The sequence below is a fragment of the Nocardia sp. NPDC052566 genome, assembly GCF_044547285.1.
Lineage (GTDB): Bacteria > Actinomycetota > Actinomycetes > Mycobacteriales > Mycobacteriaceae > Nocardia.
Window position 1 is genome coordinate 586,143 of record NZ_JBIUAF010000007.1, and the last position, 17,534, is coordinate 603,676.

At 67.7% G+C, this 17,534-nt stretch carries 20 protein-coding genes, 3 tRNA genes and 1 pseudogene; 10 read left to right on the plus strand and 14 right to left on the minus strand.

The window, feature by feature from the left end; all coding sequences use genetic code 11:
* Positions 1-12 precede the first annotated feature (12 nt).
* Entirely contained in the window at positions 13-2,763 is a 2,751-nt protein-coding gene (locus ACIG5A_RS37450) for an ATP-binding protein (RefSeq protein ID WP_397249049.1), read from the minus strand.
* Between the two features lie 97 nt (positions 2,764-2,860).
* Here ACIG5A_RS37450 and ACIG5A_RS37455 point away from each other — a divergent pair, with 97 nt between their 5' ends.
* The 3 genes from ACIG5A_RS37455 to ACIG5A_RS37465 are packed head-to-tail and all read left to right on the plus strand — an operon-like array spanning position 2,861 to position 4,310.
* Positions 2,861-3,289 (plus strand): hypothetical protein, encoded by a 429-nt coding sequence (locus ACIG5A_RS37455; protein ID WP_397249051.1) that lies wholly within the window; start codon positions 2,861-2,863, stop codon positions 3,287-3,289.
* Entirely contained in the window at positions 3,289-4,170 is an 882-nt protein-coding gene (locus ACIG5A_RS37460; protein ID WP_397249053.1) for an alpha/beta fold hydrolase, read from the plus strand. Before ACIG5A_RS37455 ends, ACIG5A_RS37460 begins: the two co-directional genes overlap by 1 nt.
* Before the next feature lie 5 nt (positions 4,171-4,175).
* The gene (locus tag ACIG5A_RS37465) at positions 4,176-4,310 is read left to right on the plus strand and encodes a hypothetical protein (protein WP_397249055.1); all 135 of its coding nucleotides are present in this window, start codon (positions 4,176-4,178) and stop codon (positions 4,308-4,310) included.
* 64 nt (positions 4,311-4,374) lie between these two features.
* On the opposite strand, the gene ACIG5A_RS37470 is transcribed toward ACIG5A_RS37465, so the two are convergent.
* The 3 genes from ACIG5A_RS37470 to ACIG5A_RS37480 are packed head-to-tail and all read right to left on the minus strand — an operon-like array spanning position 4,375 to position 6,587.
* A complete protein-coding gene (locus ACIG5A_RS37470) occupies positions 4,375-5,826 on the minus strand; it encodes a dihydrolipoyl dehydrogenase family protein (RefSeq protein WP_397249057.1) in 1,452 nt (483 codons plus the stop codon).
* A gap of 25 nt (positions 5,827-5,851) precedes the next feature.
* Positions 5,852-6,298 carry a VOC family protein gene (locus ACIG5A_RS37475; protein WP_397249059.1) on the minus strand — a complete coding sequence of 149 codons (447 nt, stop codon included), beginning with the start codon at positions 6,296-6,298 and terminating at the stop codon, positions 5,852-5,854.
* Positions 6,299-6,332: 34 nt separating this feature from the next.
* Complete coding sequence (locus ACIG5A_RS37480; RefSeq protein WP_397249061.1) at positions 6,333-6,587, minus strand: hypothetical protein; 255 nt, start codon at positions 6,585-6,587, stop codon at positions 6,333-6,335.
* A gap of 172 nt (positions 6,588-6,759) precedes the next feature.
* On the opposite strand from ACIG5A_RS37480, the gene ACIG5A_RS37485 reads away from it, so the two are divergent.
* On the plus strand, positions 6,760-7,338 hold the full coding sequence (locus ACIG5A_RS37485) for a DUF308 domain-containing protein (RefSeq protein ID WP_397249063.1): 579 nt from the start codon (positions 6,760-6,762) through the stop codon (positions 7,336-7,338).
* Here the strand turns inward: ACIG5A_RS37485 and ACIG5A_RS37490 are convergent.
* Positions 7,257-7,634, minus strand: coding sequence for a hypothetical protein (locus ACIG5A_RS37490; RefSeq protein WP_397249065.1), 378 nt, complete (start codon positions 7,632-7,634; stop codon positions 7,257-7,259). The two genes, ACIG5A_RS37485 and ACIG5A_RS37490, sit on opposite strands and share 82 nt — an antisense overlap.
* On the minus strand, positions 7,631-8,806 hold the full coding sequence (locus ACIG5A_RS37495) for a hypothetical protein (protein WP_397249067.1): 1,176 nt from the start codon (positions 8,804-8,806) through the stop codon (positions 7,631-7,633). The genes ACIG5A_RS37490 and ACIG5A_RS37495 overlap by 4 nt, the downstream gene beginning before the upstream one ends.
* 153 nt (positions 8,807-8,959) lie before the next feature.
* Between ACIG5A_RS37495 and ACIG5A_RS37500 the strand changes: the two genes are divergently transcribed.
* The 3 genes and pseudogenes from ACIG5A_RS37500 to ACIG5A_RS37510 all read left to right on the plus strand — a co-directional run.
* Positions 8,960-9,244: a hypothetical protein gene (locus ACIG5A_RS37500; RefSeq protein ID WP_397249069.1), complete on the plus strand. Its 285-nt coding sequence runs from the start codon at positions 8,960-8,962 to the stop codon at positions 9,242-9,244.
* 149 nt (positions 9,245-9,393) lie between these two features.
* A complete protein-coding gene (locus tag ACIG5A_RS37505; protein ID WP_397249071.1) occupies positions 9,394-9,897 on the plus strand; it encodes an SDR family NAD(P)-dependent oxidoreductase in 504 nt (167 codons plus the stop codon).
* Positions 9,898-9,912: 15 nt separating this feature from the next.
* A pseudogene (locus ACIG5A_RS37510) lies at positions 9,913-10,092 on the plus strand (SDR family NAD(P)-dependent oxidoreductase); the annotation flags it as partial.
* Positions 10,093-10,200: 108 nt separating this feature from the next.
* Here the strand turns inward: ACIG5A_RS37510 and ACIG5A_RS37515 are convergent.
* Positions 10,201-10,806 (minus strand): helix-turn-helix domain-containing protein, encoded by a 606-nt coding sequence (locus tag ACIG5A_RS37515; protein ID WP_397249073.1) that lies wholly within the window; start codon positions 10,804-10,806, stop codon positions 10,201-10,203.
* A gap of 116 nt (positions 10,807-10,922) precedes the next feature.
* Here ACIG5A_RS37515 and ACIG5A_RS37520 point away from each other — a divergent pair, with 116 nt between their 5' ends.
* Positions 10,923-11,741: an MBL fold metallo-hydrolase gene (locus ACIG5A_RS37520; protein ID WP_397249075.1), complete on the plus strand. Its 819-nt coding sequence runs from the start codon at positions 10,923-10,925 to the stop codon at positions 11,739-11,741.
* A 512-nt stretch (positions 11,742-12,253) separates the two neighbouring features.
* Here the strand turns inward: ACIG5A_RS37520 and ACIG5A_RS37525 are convergent.
* The gene (locus ACIG5A_RS37525; protein WP_397249077.1) at positions 12,254-12,457 is read right to left on the minus strand and encodes a hypothetical protein; all 204 of its coding nucleotides are present in this window, start codon (positions 12,455-12,457) and stop codon (positions 12,254-12,256) included.
* 19 nt (positions 12,458-12,476) lie between these two features.
* Entirely contained in the window at positions 12,477-12,965 is a 489-nt protein-coding gene (locus ACIG5A_RS37530) for an ester cyclase (RefSeq protein ID WP_397249079.1), read from the minus strand.
* Positions 12,966-13,022: 57 nt separating this feature from the next.
* On the opposite strand from ACIG5A_RS37530, the gene ACIG5A_RS37535 reads away from it, so the two are divergent.
* Positions 13,023-13,391 (plus strand): winged helix-turn-helix transcriptional regulator, encoded by a 369-nt coding sequence (locus tag ACIG5A_RS37535; RefSeq protein WP_397249081.1) that lies wholly within the window; start codon positions 13,023-13,025, stop codon positions 13,389-13,391.
* A 41-nt stretch (positions 13,392-13,432) separates the two neighbouring features.
* Here ACIG5A_RS37535 and ACIG5A_RS37540 read toward each other — a convergent pair whose 3' ends face one another.
* The 5 genes from ACIG5A_RS37540 to ACIG5A_RS37560 all read right to left on the minus strand — a co-directional run bounded on the left by ACIG5A_RS37540 (position 13,433) and on the right by ACIG5A_RS37560 (position 16,386).
* Complete coding sequence (locus ACIG5A_RS37540) at positions 13,433-14,518, minus strand: hypothetical protein (protein ID WP_397249083.1); 1,086 nt, start codon at positions 14,516-14,518, stop codon at positions 13,433-13,435.
* A 403-nt stretch (positions 14,519-14,921) separates the two neighbouring features.
* A tRNA-Arg gene (locus tag ACIG5A_RS37545) sits at positions 14,922-14,994 on the minus strand.
* Between the two features lie 14 nt (positions 14,995-15,008).
* A tRNA-Leu gene (locus tag ACIG5A_RS37550) sits at positions 15,009-15,085 on the minus strand.
* Between the two features lie 110 nt (positions 15,086-15,195).
* Positions 15,196-15,271, minus strand: a tRNA-Trp gene (locus tag ACIG5A_RS37555).
* Between the two features lie 290 nt (positions 15,272-15,561).
* Complete coding sequence (locus ACIG5A_RS37560; RefSeq protein WP_397249085.1) at positions 15,562-16,386, minus strand: class I SAM-dependent methyltransferase; 825 nt, start codon at positions 16,384-16,386, stop codon at positions 15,562-15,564.
* Between the two features lie 133 nt (positions 16,387-16,519).
* Here ACIG5A_RS37560 and ACIG5A_RS37565 point away from each other — a divergent pair, with 133 nt between their 5' ends.
* Positions 16,520-17,515, plus strand: a complete 996-nt coding sequence (locus tag ACIG5A_RS37565; protein WP_397249087.1) for a TerC family protein — start codon at positions 16,520-16,522, stop codon at positions 17,513-17,515.
* The last annotated feature ends 19 nt before the right edge of the window (positions 17,516-17,534 follow it).

The following is a 17,534-nucleotide window of genomic DNA, read 5'->3' on the forward strand; positions in this document are numbered from 1 at the left end:
GTGACGCCGCGGCTACCGCGGTGTATCGCCGTCGGCGGGTAGCAGCGCCGCCAGGTCGCTGCGCGAGCTGATGCCGAGCTTGGGGAAAATGCGGTGCAGGTGGGTGCTGACTGTCCGGTGCGACAGGTACAGCCGCTGCCCGATCTCCCGATTGGTGAGGCCGGTGGCCGCCAGCTGGGCGATGCTCAGCTCGTGCGGCGTGAGCTGTTCGCGGGCGTCCGGGCTGCGGTTCGGGCTCGATTCGCCCGCGCTGCGCAGTTCCAGGCGGGCCCGTTCGCTCCACGCGGTGAAGCCGAGCGCGTCGAAAGTTTCTCGGGCCGTGCGCAAATGGGTGCGGGATTCGACGACGCGGCGCTGCCGCCGCAGCCACTCGCCGTAGGCCAGGTGCAGGCGGCCGCGTTCGGCGGGCCAGCCGGTGAGATCGGCCGCCAGCGCGTCGGTGAACAGCTCCGCGGCCGAATCACCGGCGAGAACCGCTCGGGCATAACGCATTCCGATGTGCAAGGCGGGCGAGGGCGTTGCCGCGGCCACCGGCTCCAGCCCGCGCAGCAGCTCAGCCATGGCATCGGTCTGCCCTGCGCGGACCGCGGCCTCGGCGAGTTCGGTGAGGAAACAGCCGCCGAGCGCCAGCGAGTAGGACGGGTCGCGCGGATCGTGCACGCGAACCAGATCGGTGAAGGCGTCGTCGAATCGGCCCTGGCCGAGCGCGATGAGCCCGCGGGTGAGCTGCACGGTGGCCAGCACCGGGCGCGCGCCCGCGGCGAGGCCGATCCGTTCGGCGTCGGCCACGAGTGTGACGGCCTGCGGGTAATCCCCGCGCAGTGCCGCGATTTCGGCCTGTACCGCGATCACCACCGCATGCATGAACGGCGACCCGGTCTCCTGGGCGAAGGCCGCGGCTTCGGCCGCGATGGGCGCCGCGGCGGCCAGGTCGCCGAGCCTGGCCAGGCTCCATGCTTGGATCGCGAGCGCCCGGCACAGCAGTCCGAGCCGCCCGGCGGAACGGAATCCGGGTGCGGCGGCGCCGGCGAAGTGGGCCGCGAGGTCGAAGGCGCCGACCTGGTAGGCCGCGCTGCTGAGGAAGTGATCGACCTCAGGATCGCGCCCCGCGGTCGCGGCGTGCGCGCGCAGGTGGCCGAGGACCTGTTCGCCGCGCTCGAACGGGGCAATGATCGAGTCGATCGCCAGCTTGCGCGGATCACCGTCGGGAATGCCGAAGGTGTCGGCGAGGGCGAGCACCGTGCGCCGGGTGTCGGGCCCGGGTTCGGACCAGAAGCAGCGCATGGCCGCACCCCACAGGATCCGCATCGCGGCATCCGGATAGCCGTCGGCGGCGACCGAGGCGGCCAGCGCGGCCAGTTCACCGATGCGCGAAGGACTTTCGCGTATACCGTCCTCGAATCCGCTGAGCAGCCAGTTCGCGGTGGCATCCTGACCGGCCGTGAGCGGAAGCGTGCGCGCGGCGTCGACCAGCCGGTCGGCCGTGTCGCGGTGACCGGAGTCGACGGCCAGTTCGGCCGCGCGCAGCAGCCGATCCGCGCGCCGGCCGGGCGTGGCGCTGAGCGCCGCGGCGCGTTCCAGCGCCGCGATCGCACCGCCGCGGTGCCTGGACCGCTCGGCGGCCGCTTCGAGTTCGGCGGCCACCTGTTCGTCGGGGCCGACGGTCCCGGCCGCGTGGTGCCACACCTGCCGATCGGGTTCCGCGTCGAGCATCCCGGCGAGCGCGAGGTGGGCGCGGCGGCGTTCGTCGTCCGCCGCGCTTGCGGCGAGCGCCGACCGGATCAGCGGATGCCGGAAGCTGATCATGCCGGAATCGATGGCGATCAGCCGGGCCGTCACGGCGGGCTCGAGTATCTCCGGCTCGACGGCGGAGCCGAGCAGAACGCCGGTGGCGGTGAGTGTTTCGGCGACCGCCGCGCAGTCGTTGAGCGCCGCGACAAGCACCGCGGTCCGGCTGTCGGCCGGAAGAGTGCCGCCACGGGCGGCGAAGGTGTCCTCGAGCCGCTCGGTCAACGGCAGCGCCGCGACGGGGTCGGTGAGATCGCGCACCGCCGCGGGCAATTCGGTCAGGGCGAGGGGGTTGCCGCCCGCTTCGGCGAGTACCCGCGCACGGATGGCCGCGGGCAGCTCCGGTGCGGTGTGGTCGAGCAGCGCCCGCGCGTCGTCGCCGGACAGCGGCCCGAGCCGCATCATGGTCAATCCCGTTTCACAGAGCGAAAGCCGGTAGCCGTCGCGCGCGGTGGCGATCATGGCGATGGGTTCGGTGTCGATGCGCCGGGTGAGGAAGGTGAGCACCTCGTTGCTGGCGGGATCGAGCCAGTGCACGTCCTCGACGACGATCAGCAGTGGCTGCTCGGCGGCCGTATCGGCAAGCAGGGTCAGCGCGGCCAGGCCGACCAGGTAGGGGCTCGGCTCGGCGTCGGCGTCGGACATGCCCAAAGCGGCTGACAGCGCCTCGAATTGGCGGGCGGGCAGTGCCTCGAGCCCGCGGCGCAGCGGGAACAGCAGGCGCTGTAATCCGGCGAAGGCGAGGTTCTGCTCGGCCTCGGCCCCCGCGGTCCTGAGCACCCGCAACCGCGCGGCGACCGCCGTCGTGATCGCCTCGGCGACCAGCGTCGACTTTCCGATCCCCGGCTCACCCTGGATCAGGATTCCGCTGTGCTCGCCTGGGCTTTCCACCAGTGCGGCCAGGTCTTTCAGCTCGGTGTCTCGTCCGAACATCGGCATCGTGCGGTATCCCTTCTCCGGGTCCTCCCTCGACATCCGGACCCGCCGTGACCCTACCGGAACTGCCAATACGTCACGGTCAGCGTCATCTGACTGATTCGCCGCCATGGCCTGCGCGGCGAAGGTGAATTCCATGGCTACCGTTCGATTCCATCTCCTGTCCACCCTGACCCCCGCCGAGGTCGTGCAAGTGCTCACCGACTTCGGCCCGGCCCGCGCCGAGCTGTGGCCGACCATCGATGCCGACCATTTCGTCGTGCACGACCGCGGCGAGACCTGGGCCGAGGTCACCGAAGGTACCGCCGCCGCCTGGGAACGCGCACGCTACGACTGGAAACCGGCCGGTGACACCGTCACCGTCACGACGCTGGACTCCAAACTGTTCGGCGCGGGCGGCGGCTGGGTCTTCCGCACCACGCCCGAAACGTCCGGCACCCGGGTCGATGTCGAGCTGACCCGCACCCCGCGCACGGTCAAGGGCAAGCTGCTCGCGCTGCTGCTGCCGCTGATCGGCCCGTCGACGCTGCGCAAGTCGTTCACCGGTCCACTGAAGGCGGCGTGATGGACTCGCTCGCACCCGGCGTGCACACCGTCGACTCCGACGGCATCGCGCAGCGCTATCACGTCTACGGCCACGGCCCTGTCTGCATCGCCCATCCCGGCGGGCCCGGGATCTTCTGGGAGTACCTGCGGATGCCCGCGCTCGAGGAACACCTCACCATGGTGTACGTCGAGGCGCTCGGCACCGGCGAATCCGGCCGCCTGCCGACCCATCCGCACGGCTACACCCGTGAGCGCTACAGCCTTGCGTTGCAACGGCTGATCGATCACCTCGGCGTGCCCGAGGTGTATCTGCTCGGCCATTCGCACGGCGCGTTCGTCGCCGCCTATCACGCGCTGCACCGCCCGGCCGGGCTCGCGGGCGTCATCCTGTACGAGGGCGCGCCGGTCACCGGTCCCGAGCACGGGGCCGAAGCCGCGCGCCGGATCCAGGAATTCGCCGCCGCGCACGCCGACCGGCCCGAACTGGACGAGGTGCTCGCGGTATTCGCCGCGATGCAGAACATCACCAGCGACGAGCAGACCGTCGCGGTGGCGCGCGGCATCCTGCCGTCGTATTTCGCCGACTACTGGGGCGACGAACAGCGGTGGGCGCCGTTTCGGGAATCGATTCGGGCGAGCTATATTTCGGGACTCGACGCGGATCTGTCGCCCGATCTCATCGACGACCGTGCCGATCTGCCGGGCTTGAAGGTTCCCGCGCTGGTTGTCGTCGGCCTGTTCGATGTCATCTGCGGACCGCGCTGGGGACGGGAACTGCATGAGCTGATTCCGAATTCGCGGCTGCTGCTGCTGGAACACAGCGGGCATATGGGGCATCTCGAGGAACCGCGGCGCTTCGCCGAAGCGGTCCTGGAATTCGTCGCCGCGCGGGAAAGGTGAACGGTATGTCCGCGTTTCGCGCGTTCCGGTGGGACCGGTCCGGTGCCGCAACGGTTTTCGTGGGTCCGGTGTCCCTGTGGAACTGGGCGGAGGCCGCGGTGCTGCACGGCCGCGGGCCCACGGTATGGGAACTCTGCTGATGGTTCGATGAAAATGCCCACCTGCCACGGGGTTCCGTGGCAGGTGGGCATTTTTCGTGATCGCCTACGACCGTTGATCCCGATAGGTTTCCAGCAGCCGCAGCCAGACCTCGCTGATCGTCGGGAACGAGGGCACCGCATGCCAGAGCCGATCGAGGGGGATCTCGCCGGTGATGGCGATGGTGGCCGAATGCAGGAGTTCGGCGACGCCCGCCCCGGCGAAGGTGGCACCGACGATCACCCGGCGCTGTGGATCGATGAGCAGGCGCGCCCGGCCGCGATACTCCGGATCGTGCTGGATCGCGCCCGCGACATGGCCGATGTCGTAGTCGACGATATCGACGATACGGCCGAGGCGGTCCGCGTCCGCGCTGCTGAGGCCGACCGCGGCGATCTCCGGATCGGTGAACACCACCTGTGGGACGGCGGCGAGATCGGCCGTCCCGGCGTGCCGCCCCCATGGCGCGGTATCGAGATCCCGGCCGTGCGCCCGGTCGGCGATGACCGCGCCCGCGATCCGCGCCTGGTATTTGCCCTGGTGCGTGAGCAGCGCCCGACGGTTCACATCGCCGACGCCGTAGAGCCATTCACCGTCGACCGCGGTCACGGTGAAGGTGTCGTCCGTGGCGAGCCAGTCGCCCGGTGTCAGGCCGACGGTTTCGAGGCCGATGTCGTCGGTGCGTGGCGCGCGTCCGGTCGCGAACAGCAGTTCGTCGGCGAGGATCAGCGCACCGTCGTCGAGGACGAGGTGCACGCGGTCGTCGGGTTCGCCCGCGCGCTCGGCGGACACGATGGTCCTGCCGAAGCGCAGATCGACACCCGCCGCCCGCAGCCGGTCGGCGACCAGGTCCGCGGCGAAGGCTTCGACGCGGCCGAGCAGCCGCGATTCGCGGGCGACGAGGACCACCTCGGCGCCGAGAGCCCGCCAGGCCGTGGCCATTTCGACGGCGACCACCCCGGCGCCCACCACGGCGAGGCGCTGCGGCACGGCCCTGGCGCTGGTGGCCTCCCGGCTGGTCCACGCCCGCAGCGTGTCCAGGCCGGGCAGCGGCGGCAGTGCCGCGCGGGTGCCGGTACAGACCGCGACCGCGTGCCTGGCGCGCAAGCGGACGGTCGCGCCCTCGGGGGTCAGGACCGACACCTGCCTGACCCCGTCGAGGCGGCCGTGGCCGCGGATCAGCGTGATACCCGCGGCATCGAGCCAGTCGACCTGGCCTTTGTCGTTCCAGTCGGCCGACATGCGGTCGCGATGTTTCAGGACCGCGCGGGCATCGAGCCGTCCGGTGAGCGCGGTGTCGATGCCGGGGAAGCGCGCGGCCTCCGCGTAGAGCAGGGCCGGACGCAGCAGCGCCTTGCTGGGTTCGCAAGCCCAGTAGGAGCATTCACCGCCGACCAGTTCCCCCTCCACGATCAGGGTGCTGAGCCCGGCGGCGACGGTGCGGTCGGCGACGTTCTCGCCGACCGGCCCGGCCCCGAGGACGATGACGTCGTAGGTCTGGATGTTCTCTTCGGACATGAGGGTGCTTTCGGGCCGTGTGGGATCAGCGTCCGGGCGCGCGCTGGGTGATTTCCTGGAGGAACCAGCCGTTGCCGTCGGGATCGTGGAAGGCGGCGAAGGAGCCGTAGCTGCGGCGCTCCGGATGCGCGCCCGCGACGCGGCCGGTGGTCCCCGCGTGATGGAAGACGCCGGTCGCGTCGCGGAACGGGCCGTCCACCGCGATGCCGTGCTCGGTCAGTGCGGCGACGGCCTTCTCGATATCGGTGACGATGAGGTGCAGTCCGTCGACCGTGCCCGGCGCCGTGGCGGTGACGCCCGTGCCGAAGATGATCGAGCAGCCGGAGCCGGGCGGGGTCACCTGGACGACGCGGTAGCCGTCGTCGACCGGGAAGTCGGCGTCGAGGCGGAAGCCGAGCCGCTCGGTGTAGAAGGCCTTCGCGCGGTCGACGTCGGCGACGGGCAGGACGATGACTTCCAATTTCAGGTCCACGGTCGTGTTCTCCTGTGGTGGTGGGGTTTTCGGGTCAGTAGATGGTGGCGGCGGCCTGTTCGGCCGCGCAGTCCGCGCGCAACTTCTCGATCACGTCGGGCCAGCTGATGTCGTCGGCGCCGTTGTCGGTGACGAGGGACTGCCTGCGGGCGTCGGCGGTGGGACCGGCGAGGGTGATCGTGCTCGCGGTGCACGCGAGGGTGAGGCCGACGCCGGCGATACCGGCGGCGAGTACCGTGATGGTCCGGGATGCGTGCCGCCGCAGGCGGTTCCGTCGGTGGTCGACCATGGGTTGGTGCTCCTGACTGGTGGGAAAGTGTGCGATCCCACTGTCATCCGCCCGGCGCGGGCAGCACATCCGTCAGCTGACGCTGGGTACGACGTAGTCCCTGGTCGGCTACGTCGCGATCGGCGTCAGGTGACGGATGTGCCGCGCCGCCGCCGCGAGTGAGAGTTGCGGCATGAACTCCACTGCGACACTGCCTGTTTCGAACACTGAGCGTTCTCCGCTGATCCGCCTGTACTTCGGCCGCGGCATTCTCGCGATCGGCTGGGCCCTCGCGTTCGCCGCGGGCCACGACCCGCTGACCGCCGTAGCGCTGATCCTGCTGGTCGTCTATCCACTCATCGACGTGGTGTCGTCCGCCATCGACCATCGCACGATGTCACCGGGTTTCGAGCGCCGGGTGACCGCGCTCAACGGCGCGGTGAGCACGCTGGCCGCCCTTGCCCTCGGGGTCGCCGGACCGGTCGGCGGTGCGCCCGCGGTGCTCGGCGTCTTCGGCGTCTGGGCCGTGATATCCGGTGCGGCCCAATTGATCGTCGGCGTGCACCGGCGCGGGCCGGTCTTCGGCAAGCAATGGCCGACGCTGATCTCCGGTGGCCTGTCCTTCCTGGTCGGCGCCTTCTATTTCGCCCAGGCCATCGGCCCGGAACCTTCGTTGGACGTGCTGTCGACCTATGCCACCGGCGGTGGTGTGTTCTTCGTCGTGCAGGCGGTGCTGCTGGCCTGGAAGTCGCGGTCCGCCGCACGGGGATAGTCCGATTCGGCGTTGCTGGGCGGGGCCGGTGCATCGGCCCCGCCCAGCAGGCGCGTAGTCACCTGCACCACAAGGCGATAGGCGAGCACGGCGGGCACGAGGACGAGCAACCCCACGCGCAGCGCCGAAACCGCGGCCGCGACCGCGAGGTAGGCGAGGCCGGTGCCGTCGGGCGAACCGAACCCCTGCCGCTCCGACAACGCTGCCAACACCAGGCGCAGCACGAGATACAGCACGACCAGGATCAGCGGTAGGCGCAGGAACCGCCACCCGGCGCGCAGCCATGACAGTCTCATCGCGCCAGCTCCGGTCCGGAGGTGAGGAAGGCGAGCAGCAACGCGTTACCGATCACCCCGCCGTTGGCGAAGCGCAGGCGGTTCCCGCTCCGCAGCGGCAGACCGGCGAGGTCGGCGGTGCGGTACATGCGGGTGAACACGTCGCGATGACCGAGCGAGCGGGCCGGGGCGAGCGCGAAACCCGTTGCCGAGACCGATATTCCGAGTATCACCGGGCCGCTGTCGATATCCCCGGCACCGTCGTAGCCGTTGCCGTATTCGTGGATCGCGCCGAAGCCGAGAATGCTGCGCTCCTGGCCGAACAATCCGTCCGCCAACTCCGCGGCGAGCCCCCGATCCGCGAAACCGGTGAAATAGGCGGCCAATCCGGTGCCCGAGGCGCGCGGCGCGTCATGCGTGCGCCCATCACTCCCCATCCGCTGCCACACCAGCCCGGTGTCTCGATCGATCTGCACCGCGCGCACCTGCTTCGCCCAGTGCGTGAGCACCGCCGTGTGATCGGTGCCGGTGGCACGGCCGTGCACCGCGATCGCGGCGGCGACGGCCGCCACATCGGTGGGGTAGGCCTCGCCGGGGAAGGTGTCGAGCAGGGCTGTCGGCGAGGCGAGTAGCCGCCGCTCGTAAGCAGCGATCAAGGAATCATGTTGTGCCGCAAGGCCGGGTGGAAACGCCGGATCGACCAGGCGTGCCATGCCGAGCGCGAGGGCGGGATAGGAAAGGTACGCATGGCCGTTCGGACTGTCCTGGGCCGCCAGCCCGTCCTCGCCGTGCCAGGTATCGGTGAAGAGCTGGCGCATCTCGGGCCGCAGGCTCTCGGCGGCGGCGCGAGTCACGATGGGGGCGTAGCGTTCCCGCCACTCGGGATGGGCCAGCACCACCTGCGCCAACCCCAGCGCCGTCATCTGATGCGCGAGCAGCCCCCACATCCCGACGAGCTCATCGGTAGAGCCCGATGCACGCCGTTGGTCGTTATCGACCTCGAACGCCACCAACTCGTCTGCCAGCCCGCGAACCCGCCCCGGATCTCCGTCGAACCACGCGTCGGCATCCCGGCCGCACCACCAACTCGGCGCCAGGCCCGCGACCGTCAGCGCCACCACCAGACCGGCCACGATCGCGATCGGACGACGAAATTTCCCTGATCGGTGCACCGCACCGGTCGAACTCCCCATGTCCTGAACGTACCTGCATCCGGACGGCCGGAGTGATGCGGGAATGTCGAGCATCCATGTCCCGTGTCACATTCGGATTGGGAGTTCGGTCAAGTCGATGGGTGATCCCGCCGAAGGGGATCGACCTGCCCGAGAGAGATCAGGAACTCAATGATGCGTGCACGTACAGCGATCGTCGGCGTCGGGATCGCGATTCTGGCGCTCGCGGGGGCCACCGCTCCGGCCTACGCGATCGATACTCCGGATACGCCGGGGCAAACCCAATTGGGTCCCCAAGGCAGACCGGGGTACGACCTCATCGCCAGGTACTGGAATGAACGTGCTTGTCGCGACGCCGGTTACCAGTTCAAACGGGAACACGTCCTCGTCGACTTCTACTGCGACACCGATCCCATCACCCCGCCCTACAGGCTCTGGGGTAAACCGTGGCCCAAGTGATCGGCTGGCACAGCATACGGTCGGACCAGCACGGCCCAACCGCATGCCTGCGCCGAGCGCAGTCGGAGGTGGGCGGCGGATGACCTACGTAGCGCTCAGCGTCAGCTGACGGATGTGCACCGTCCCCGTCAGGTACGACGGTGGTAACCATGACAGGACAGCTCACCGGTAAGACCGCACTGATCACCGGTTCCACCAGCAATATCGGGCGGGCGATCGCCCTCGCGTACGCGGCGGCGGGCGCGCACGTGATCGTCTCGGGGCGCGACGAGATCCGCGGCGCCGCAGTGATCGAGGAGATTCGCGGGGCGGGCGGGCGCGCCGATTTCGTCGCCGCCGATCTCGACGGCACCGCGGCCACCGCACGCGCACTCGCCGACGCGGCGACCGACCGATTGGGCGGCCGCATCGACATCCTCGTCAACAACGCGGGCATCTACCCACCGTCCACCACCGCGACCGTCGACGAGGAAATGTTCGATCGCGTCTACGCGGTGAACGTCAAAGCGCCGTTCTTCCTCACCCAAGCCGTCGCACCGACGATGCGTGACGGCGTCATCATCAACCTCGCCTCCGACGCCGCCGCCTTCGTCCACGGCACCGTCCTCGACGTCGACGGCGGCCGCACCGGCGTCGCCGTCGTCGCGCTCTGAAAGGCATTGCGCACCATGGGAACACTCGACGGCAAGGTCGCCGTCGTCTCCGGCGCGGGCCGCGGCATCGGCCGTGCGATCGCGATGAAACTCGCTTCCGAAGGCACGTCCGTCGTGGTCAACGATCTCGACGCCGGCCCCGCCGGGGAAACCGTCGCCGCGATCGAGGCCGCGGGCGGTCAGGGTCGTGAATGTTTCCTCGATAGTCGGCGAGCCGAGATCCGTTCTCGGAGAGGCGGTTTTAACAGAACCGCGATAGCTGAACGGTGTTCCCCGCGCGTGGCGCGTGTCCGGCGGTAATGATCAGGGTCTGCGCGAGATGACCATGATGTATTCGCAGGGGGCGTTCGTTCGGTTGGCGAAGCCGTGGTCCGCGTCGGCCTGGAAGAACAGGGAGTCGCCGGTGTTCAGGGTCTCGCTGATCCCGCCGATCGCCACGGTGAGGGTGCCTTCGAGGACTACGAGCTGTTTCTCCGTACCCGGCGGATAGGCGGGCAGCAGCCCGGTAGAGACCTGTGCGGGGAGGTAGTGGACGACCATCTCGCCTCCTCCCACGCCCGGGGCCGCTGACACCATATGCCGCTCGAAGCCGGTTTCCGGGTCGCGGAAGACGGGGCGGTCGTCCTTGCGCATGACAACGGCCACGCCGGACGCGGTAGCCGCCGGCCCGCCGATCAGCTCCGAGAGCGACGTGTCGAGCGCGTGGGCGATCCTGGACGCGACCCCGATCGTCGGGCTCTTCTCACCGCGTTCGACCTTGGACAGCATCGCCCGGCTGACCGACGACTGCGTGGACAGCTGCTCCAGCGTCAGGCCCGCCTCCTCGCGGCGTCGCCGCACGTTACCGCCGAACGCGCCGGCCAGATCGTCACCGTGCTGTGGTTCGGTCGCGTCTTCTTGCTCGACCACCGTGCTCCTCGATCGATGGGTACCTATCGTGCCGCCCACAGTGTATGTTTCTCCTATAGAAGATAGTCTCTTCTATAGGAGATGAGCGATACGCGCTCGACATGCCGGAGGGTTCCATGCGTTTGATCTCGAGTGGCCAGCACCATGCCATCTTCGAATTCGGTGATCTGCGGGTGATCTCGTTGCGAGACGGATACATCGACATGCCGCCGACGCGGCTCCGCGACGAGGATGGGTGCACGCTCGACGAACTGCCGCCCGCCGTACCGCTGGTCGGCGACAACTTGCGGCTGTCGGTCAACGCCTTCTACGTCACGGACGGCACACGGTCGGTTCTCATCGACACCGGCGCGTCCGACAACTGGCACGACCCCACCATGGGGCTGATCTACGACGCGCTCGACGAAGCGGGCATCGACCGCGCGCAGATCACCGACGTGGCGATCACCCACAATCACGAAGACCACGTGAGCGGTCTGATCGCGCCGGGCGGTGCGGAGGCGTTCCCGAAACTCGAGCGCGTGTGGATCGGCACGGGCGACACCTCGGTGTTCACGGGGCGCCTCGAGCCGATCCGCGACCGAGTCGTACCGGTGCCGGAGCGGGTCGCGATCAACGACTGGACCACCGCCGTCCCGACACCGGGGCACACACCCGGCCACACCGTCTACGACATCGCCAGCGGCACCGGCCATTTACTCGTCTGGGGCGACACCGTTCATGTTCCCACCCTCCAATTCGAACAGCCGCACGTGTCCTGGGAATTCGACGGCGACCAGTCCCAGGCCCGCGCGGCGCGAGCGACCCTCCTCGACCAACTGACCCGCCCACACCACTTCGTAGCCGGCGCCCACCTCGACTCACCCGGCATCGCCCGCATCACCCCCTCCGGCAACGGCTATGCGCTGCAATACCTCGCACCGCCCATCGGCTGATCGAGCCTGCCGCTCCGCCGGAATCCGAGATCCGTTCTCGGAGAGGCGGTTTTCGCGAGTCCGCGGGGGCACAATGAATGCGTCGCACCGACGCAGAGCAAGTGGGGGCAGATGCCGAACTCGGACGTTGCATATTCCGACGAACATACGCAGTTCCTTGTCGGCATTCTGCTATGCCCGCTGTGTGAGAAGCGAACATTCGGGGCTGTGCTTACGGCCAATCGTGTGCAGGTGCTCGGATATCCGGTTTCGCTCAACGACTGGCGTTCGCGCGGCCCCTACGATGCCATCGTGCGCTGTGGAAGATGTAGGGGCGCATGGCCGATGTTCCGTAGCGGCGCATCGTCGGCGCAGATCATCGAGACCGGGCGCTGGCCGCAAAGCTATGAGATCCACGCCGAGCGTGCGCATGTCGAGCGAGCGGGAGCGGAAATGGGCTCGGAGCAGCTCGGAAAGGTGAGCCGATCGGGCGGTCCATCTCCGTGGAAGCCGGTCGAGCACTCGGCCGCGAGCTACCCCGCCCGAGACGGACCCACTACGGATGCGGCCCGATACGGCGGTTGATGGTCACTCCACCGAGGGGCCGACATCGCGGCGGCATTGTCCTGCCACAACTCCAGGAACCGCTCCGCCTCCTGCGGCGGCATGCTGAAGGCGTTGATGATCGTGACCGGTTCGTTCACCGGCGCTTCGGGTATCGCGATGTTCTCACTCATCGTTTCTCGTTTCCGGAAGTCATGGCTGCGCGATGGCGCCCAGTTGCTGTAGCACTTCCAATGCGTTGAATTGATTCCAGTGCTCGCGGACCTTGCCGTCCCGGAATCGGAAGTAGTGATAGTCGGCCAGATCGACCGGCCTTCCCGTCGGCGGCACGCCGAGGAGCTCTCCGCCGTGCACACCTTTGGCGAGAACGCGCGCCGCGACGAGATCGCCCTCGGCCACCACGAGGTCCAATTCCGCGGTGAGATCGTGCACTCCGGCGCGAGCCAGCATGGTCATCTTCTTGAAACCTTCGCGGCCGGAGTCAGCGCCGAAGAACAGCGCGTGCTGCAGCGAATGGTCGACGAAATCCTCGGCGAGCAACTCGTCGACGAGCTCCAACTTTCCCTGCTCGAACACCTCGTGAACAATTCTGCGGACAACTTCCTTATGTGCTTCGACCACGCCACTCTCCTGCTCATCATTTCGTTCCCATCCGACGCTAGAGACCATCGGCCATGGCATCAACGCACCGAAAGGTGCGTAGCCGCAGCCGCATTCGGGAACGGGTAGCGTGAATCCATGGAATTCGTTGCTCATGCCGACGCGTCGGCATGCCCGGTCGATCTGGCCATCCGAACCATCGGCGGGAGGTGGCGGATGCTGGTGCTGCGCTCGCTTCTCATGGAGGGTGAGCAGCGGTACAACAGCCTGCTGAACACGATTGCGGGCATCAGCGCCAAGGAGCTCACCCGGAACCTGCGGAGCCTGGAGGAGGCGGGACTGATCACCCGCGAGGTGCGTCGGCTCGGCGCGACCCTCGTCGACGTCTACGCCGTGACCGAGCTCGGCACCGACCTGTTGCCCGCGTTCCGTATCCTCGGTTCCTTCGGACTCCGCCTGGCCGCAACCCATTCCGACCCCGCCACCTCAGGTGCCGCCACAAGATAGTCGCGGTGGCACCGTACCCGCCGAAATCCAGAACGGCTGGGTCAGCCGGAATCGCCGCGCAGTGCTCGGCCGAGGTCGGCAGTGATCGGTTCTTTGGCGGTGAATGTATCTGTCACCATGCCGAAGTGGCACTCGGGGTCCGTGGCGTCGCTACACCTGTCTCGATACGAGTAGAGGAAAAGCGGTCCCGTGTATGGGAGGCTTCGCCACATGTTCACCCCCTGCACCAGGTAGTTTCGGATTATTTCCCGGCTTGGGATGCTGGATAGGCCCTCGGTCGGATAGCCGAATTCGGTTGCCCAAATCTTCTTGCCACTGTCGCCTCGCTCGACCATCACCGAGTGCACGAGCGCCAGTTCACCGCAGACGGGGCTCTCGGCGGCCGGGCCGAACATGTTCCACCATCGGTTGACGCACTCAGGATCGGCCGGACCCTTGCCCGAACTCCAGGCGGGGTATGGGTGATGGGCCACCGCATCGAAGTCGAGTTTGTATCCGTGGGTGTACGCCCAGTCGAGCCACACGGCGGATTCATTGGGGTTTCCCCCGGATTCCGGAGTTCCTCCTCCCGACGCACCGGCGAGCACGACACACGTCGAGCATCGCGCCTTCACTCGTTGTTTGGCAATCCGCACCAGCTGCCAATATCTGGTCTTTCGGTCGCTGCCGTAGTTGCCGAAAGAGACGAAGTTGGGTTCGTTCCAGACCTCGTAGGCATGGACTTTGTTACCGAAATGCGCGACTGTGCGGTCGACGATGGAACTCCAGTCCCGATCCCGGACAGGGAACCACTTGTCGTTGCTGTGTCCGCCGTTGGCCCATGGCGGCGCATAGGCCAGGACCAGAAGCACTTTCATCCCCCGAGCGGCTGCCGCGTCGACTGCGGGGTCCACCCGATCCCAACGCAGCGCCGCTCCCTGTTGATCCTCGACGTACCACCAATCGAGGTCGAGCCGGAGGAGAGGCTGCTGTGATCCCATCACCTGCTGCATCCCCGTCAGCCGCTGCTCGAGGTCGGCGCCCGAGGGGGATGATCCCTCCGCGAATCCGACGTCCGCGGATCCGAACGGTGCCGCATCCGCGCTGGGGGCCTGGACAACGCTCAACAGCGTCGTCGCCGCGAGCATCGCGGTCGCTGCTCTGAACCGCGCCCGCACCTTTGCGTGCCTGAATTCCATAGTGCCCCCGCCCTTCTGTCGTAACTCTGCTTGTGTACAGGCCAGAACCTCGGGTTGTCCACGGACGCCCGTAGTCAGGAAGGGAACCAGGCTCCCGGTCATGGCAGGGCCGAGCCGAGCCGGCCGATACGGCTGGCGATAGCCCAGCAGGCACAGCGACGCCCGGCGCTGGCGCAGGCCAGCGGCGGTGTTCCTGTCCGCCGCAGCCTATTTCCGGCCTTGCCCGAGCTGATTGGCACGGCGGCTGGTTCCGCAGCATTCGGATGCGCGGATGAGCCGGGGCGGACCCGGGCAAGCCCAGTGTCGCGGAGAGGGGCGTCGCCGTCTCCCGCCGCCGCACTGGTGTAGTCGGCACGCCCGGGAGGAGTCGAACCTCCAACCGTCTGGTTCGTAACCAGGCGCTCTGTCCGTTGAGCTACGGGCGCTTGCCCTGATGGGCTGGTTCCCTCGGCGAGATTCGAACTCGCACTTACCACCTCCTGAGGGTGGTGCCTCTTCCAGTTGGGCTACGAGGGAATGTGTTTCGGCGCGGGTGCGGCGAAACGTTGTGGCAGTGGGAGGAATTGAACGATCGGTGGTTGCGATGCGCGCAACGGGCCCGCTGCCGGGAATTCGCTGTGTAGTTGTGGCGCGGAGGGAGGGATTCGAACCCCCAGCCGACGACTTTGGAGATCGTTGCTCTGCCAGTTGAGCTACATCCGCATACGAAAAAGGGGTCACTCCTTGGCTTATCGCCGTGGAGTGACCCCTTCTCGCAGGTCAGCGAGACCGTCAGGGGCCGCTCCTGGCACGCATCGACCGCTGGACTAGCAGCTTGGCCGAGGTCGTGACATAGGCGCGCGCAAACCAGGCACCGTTTAGCAAGCGAAGTCGCTGCTGGGGCTGCCCGGTCATTGCTGTGCCTTTCGGAGTCATTCGGAATCGGTGTACTGACGTTAACACCCAAATGCTTCGGAGGAAACCGCTTTACGGTGTTGTCCGTGTCGCGTCCTTCAGTGTTTGCTCGCTTGCAGGGTATAGCTGAGCGGCATCCGCTCCGGATGCTCGGTGAGCCGCCATTCACCGTGCTCGTCGCGAGTCATCAGCCCGGGCAACGCCTCCCATGGCACGCTGTCGTGCTCGACCAGTCCGGTGATCGTCAGCCCCGCCTCGAGCAGCGCGGTGACCACCTCGCCGAGCCCGTGGTTCCACTCGTGCGTGGTGATCTGGGTGAACTCGGCGTCGTTGTCGACGTAGGTCGAGCCGTCGGTGAAGACCAACGGCTCGGTTTGCTCGAAGTACGGATAGCCGAGAGTCGGCCGGTCGGTGAAGTTCTCGTCCATCGCCCACAGGATCGGGTGGCCTTCGCGCAGGAACAGCCGCCCGCCCGGCCGCAGCAGTGCGGCGACGGTCCGCGCCCACCGGGCAATGCTCGGCAGCCAGCACAGCGCGCCGATGCCGGTGAAGACCAGGTCGAACCGCGCGCCGCCGAGCGCAGGCACCGCGTCGTAGACGTCGGCTTCGACGAAATCGATCGCGGCTCCGGTCTTTTCGGCCAGCAGCCGGGCCTGTGCCAGCGAGGCGGGGGAGAAATCGAGCCCGGTCATGGTCGCGCCGAGCCTGGCCAGCGAGAGCGTGTCGGTGCCGATATGGCATTGCAGGTGCGCGCCGCGCAGCCCGCTGATATCGCCGAGCAGCGGCAGATCGAAGCGCACGACCTCGCTGAGGAAATCGGGTTCGGCGAGGAAGCGGGGCACCGCGTAGTCGCGCGAAGCCGCGTGGACGGGTGCCCGCTCGTCCCAGTTCGCTTTGTTGAGGATCAGGTAGTCGTCGGTCACTCGAGGCACTGTGGCACGCGCGTGCGGGTCCGTGCATGTGAAATTATCGTCAGCAATCATCCCGCTAGCAGACAGAAACGGACAAATCGGGCATGCTTGCTGACATGACACCCCGCGCCGACAAGGCGACCGCATGCACGTAACCGCACTCGAATGGGGCATCACCATCGCGGTGATCCTCGGACTGTTCGTCTTCGACTTCTTCGCCCACGTGCGCACCCCGCACGAGCCGACCTTCCGTGAATCCGGATTCTGGTCGGCGGTGTACATCGGCATCGCCCTGCTCTTCGGCGGATTCGTGGCCTGGAAATGGGGCTCGACATTCGCCGGGGAGTACTACGCGGGCTTCGTCACCGAGAAGGCGCTTTCGGTCGACAACCTGTTCATCTTCCTCATCATCATGTCGAGCTTCGCGGTGCCGCGGATCTACCAGCAGAAGGTGCTGCTGATCGGCATCGTGCTCGCGCTGGTGATGCGCGGTGCGTTCATCGCTGTCGGCGCGGCCGCGATCAGCGCGTTCAGCTGGGTGTTCTATCTGTTCGGCGCGTTCCTGATCTACACCGCCGTGAACCTGCTGCGGGAGAGCGGCCACGAAACCGAGGCCGAAGAGCGACGCGACAGTCGCATCGTCGCGCTGGCCAAGCGCGTGCTGCCGACCACCGACCAGTACGACGGCGACAAGCTCGTCACCCGGATCGCCGGGCGCAAGGTGGTCACCCCGCTGCTGCTCGCGCTGCTGGCGATCGGCTTCGCGGATCTGCTGTTCGCGCTCGACTCGATCCCGGCCATCTACGGCCTGACCAACGAGCCCTACCTGGTGTTCACCGCGAACGCGTTCGCGCTCATGGGTTTGCGGCAGCTGTACTTCCTCATCGGCGGCCTGCTCGACCGCCTCGTCTACCTGTCCTACGGACTGGCGGCCATCCTCGCGTTCATCGGCGTCAAGCTGGTGCTGCACGCGCTGCACGAGAACACGCTGCCGTTCATCAACGGCGGTGAGCATGTCGCCGTGCCGGAGATCTCCACGACGATCTCGCTCGGCGTCATCCTCGGGATATTGGTCATCGCGACGGTCGCGAGCCTGATCAAGACCCGCGGCGCCGTCGAAAGTCGTTCCGGCTCCGAGTAACTCGGCACACTCGAAGAAC

Excerpts from the sequence above, each read along its gene's own strand:
- ACIG5A_RS37450 (WP_397249049.1), bottom strand. The coding sequence starts at position 2,763 with ATGTCGAGGGAGGACCCGGAGAAGGGATACCGCACGATGCCGATGTTC.
- ACIG5A_RS37455 (WP_397249051.1), top strand. The coding sequence starts at position 2,861 with ATGGCTACCGTTCGATTCCATCTCCTGTCCACCCTGACCCCCGCCGAG.
- ACIG5A_RS37460 (WP_397249053.1), top strand. The coding sequence starts at position 3,289 with ATGGACTCGCTCGCACCCGGCGTGCACACCGTCGACTCCGACGGCATC.
- ACIG5A_RS37465 (WP_397249055.1), top strand. The coding sequence starts at position 4,176 with ATGTCCGCGTTTCGCGCGTTCCGGTGGGACCGGTCCGGTGCCGCAACG.
- ACIG5A_RS37470 (WP_397249057.1), bottom strand. The coding sequence starts at position 5,826 with ATGTCCGAAGAGAACATCCAGACCTACGACGTCATCGTCCTCGGGGCC.
- ACIG5A_RS37480 (WP_397249061.1), bottom strand. The coding sequence starts at position 6,587 with ATGGTCGACCACCGACGGAACCGCCTGCGGCGGCACGCATCCCGGACC.
- ACIG5A_RS37485 (WP_397249063.1), top strand. The coding sequence starts at position 6,760 with ATGAACTCCACTGCGACACTGCCTGTTTCGAACACTGAGCGTTCTCCG.
- ACIG5A_RS37490 (WP_397249065.1), bottom strand. The coding sequence starts at position 7,634 with ATGAGACTGTCATGGCTGCGCGCCGGGTGGCGGTTCCTGCGCCTACCG.
- ACIG5A_RS37495 (WP_397249067.1), bottom strand. The coding sequence starts at position 8,806 with ATGGGGAGTTCGACCGGTGCGGTGCACCGATCAGGGAAATTTCGTCGT.
- ACIG5A_RS37500 (WP_397249069.1), top strand. The coding sequence starts at position 8,960 with ATGCGTGCACGTACAGCGATCGTCGGCGTCGGGATCGCGATTCTGGCG.
- ACIG5A_RS37505 (WP_397249071.1), top strand. The coding sequence starts at position 9,394 with ATGACAGGACAGCTCACCGGTAAGACCGCACTGATCACCGGTTCCACC.
- ACIG5A_RS37520 (WP_397249075.1), top strand. The coding sequence starts at position 10,923 with ATGCGTTTGATCTCGAGTGGCCAGCACCATGCCATCTTCGAATTCGGT.
- ACIG5A_RS37525 (WP_397249077.1), bottom strand. The coding sequence starts at position 12,457 with ATGAGTGAGAACATCGCGATACCCGAAGCGCCGGTGAACGAACCGGTC.
- ACIG5A_RS37530 (WP_397249079.1), bottom strand. The coding sequence starts at position 12,965 with ATGCCATGGCCGATGGTCTCTAGCGTCGGATGGGAACGAAATGATGAG.
- ACIG5A_RS37535 (WP_397249081.1), top strand. The coding sequence starts at position 13,023 with ATGGAATTCGTTGCTCATGCCGACGCGTCGGCATGCCCGGTCGATCTG.
- ACIG5A_RS37540 (WP_397249083.1), bottom strand. The coding sequence starts at position 14,518 with ATGCTCGCGGCGACGACGCTGTTGAGCGTTGTCCAGGCCCCCAGCGCG.
- ACIG5A_RS37565 (WP_397249087.1), top strand. The coding sequence starts at position 16,520 with ATGCACGTAACCGCACTCGAATGGGGCATCACCATCGCGGTGATCCTC.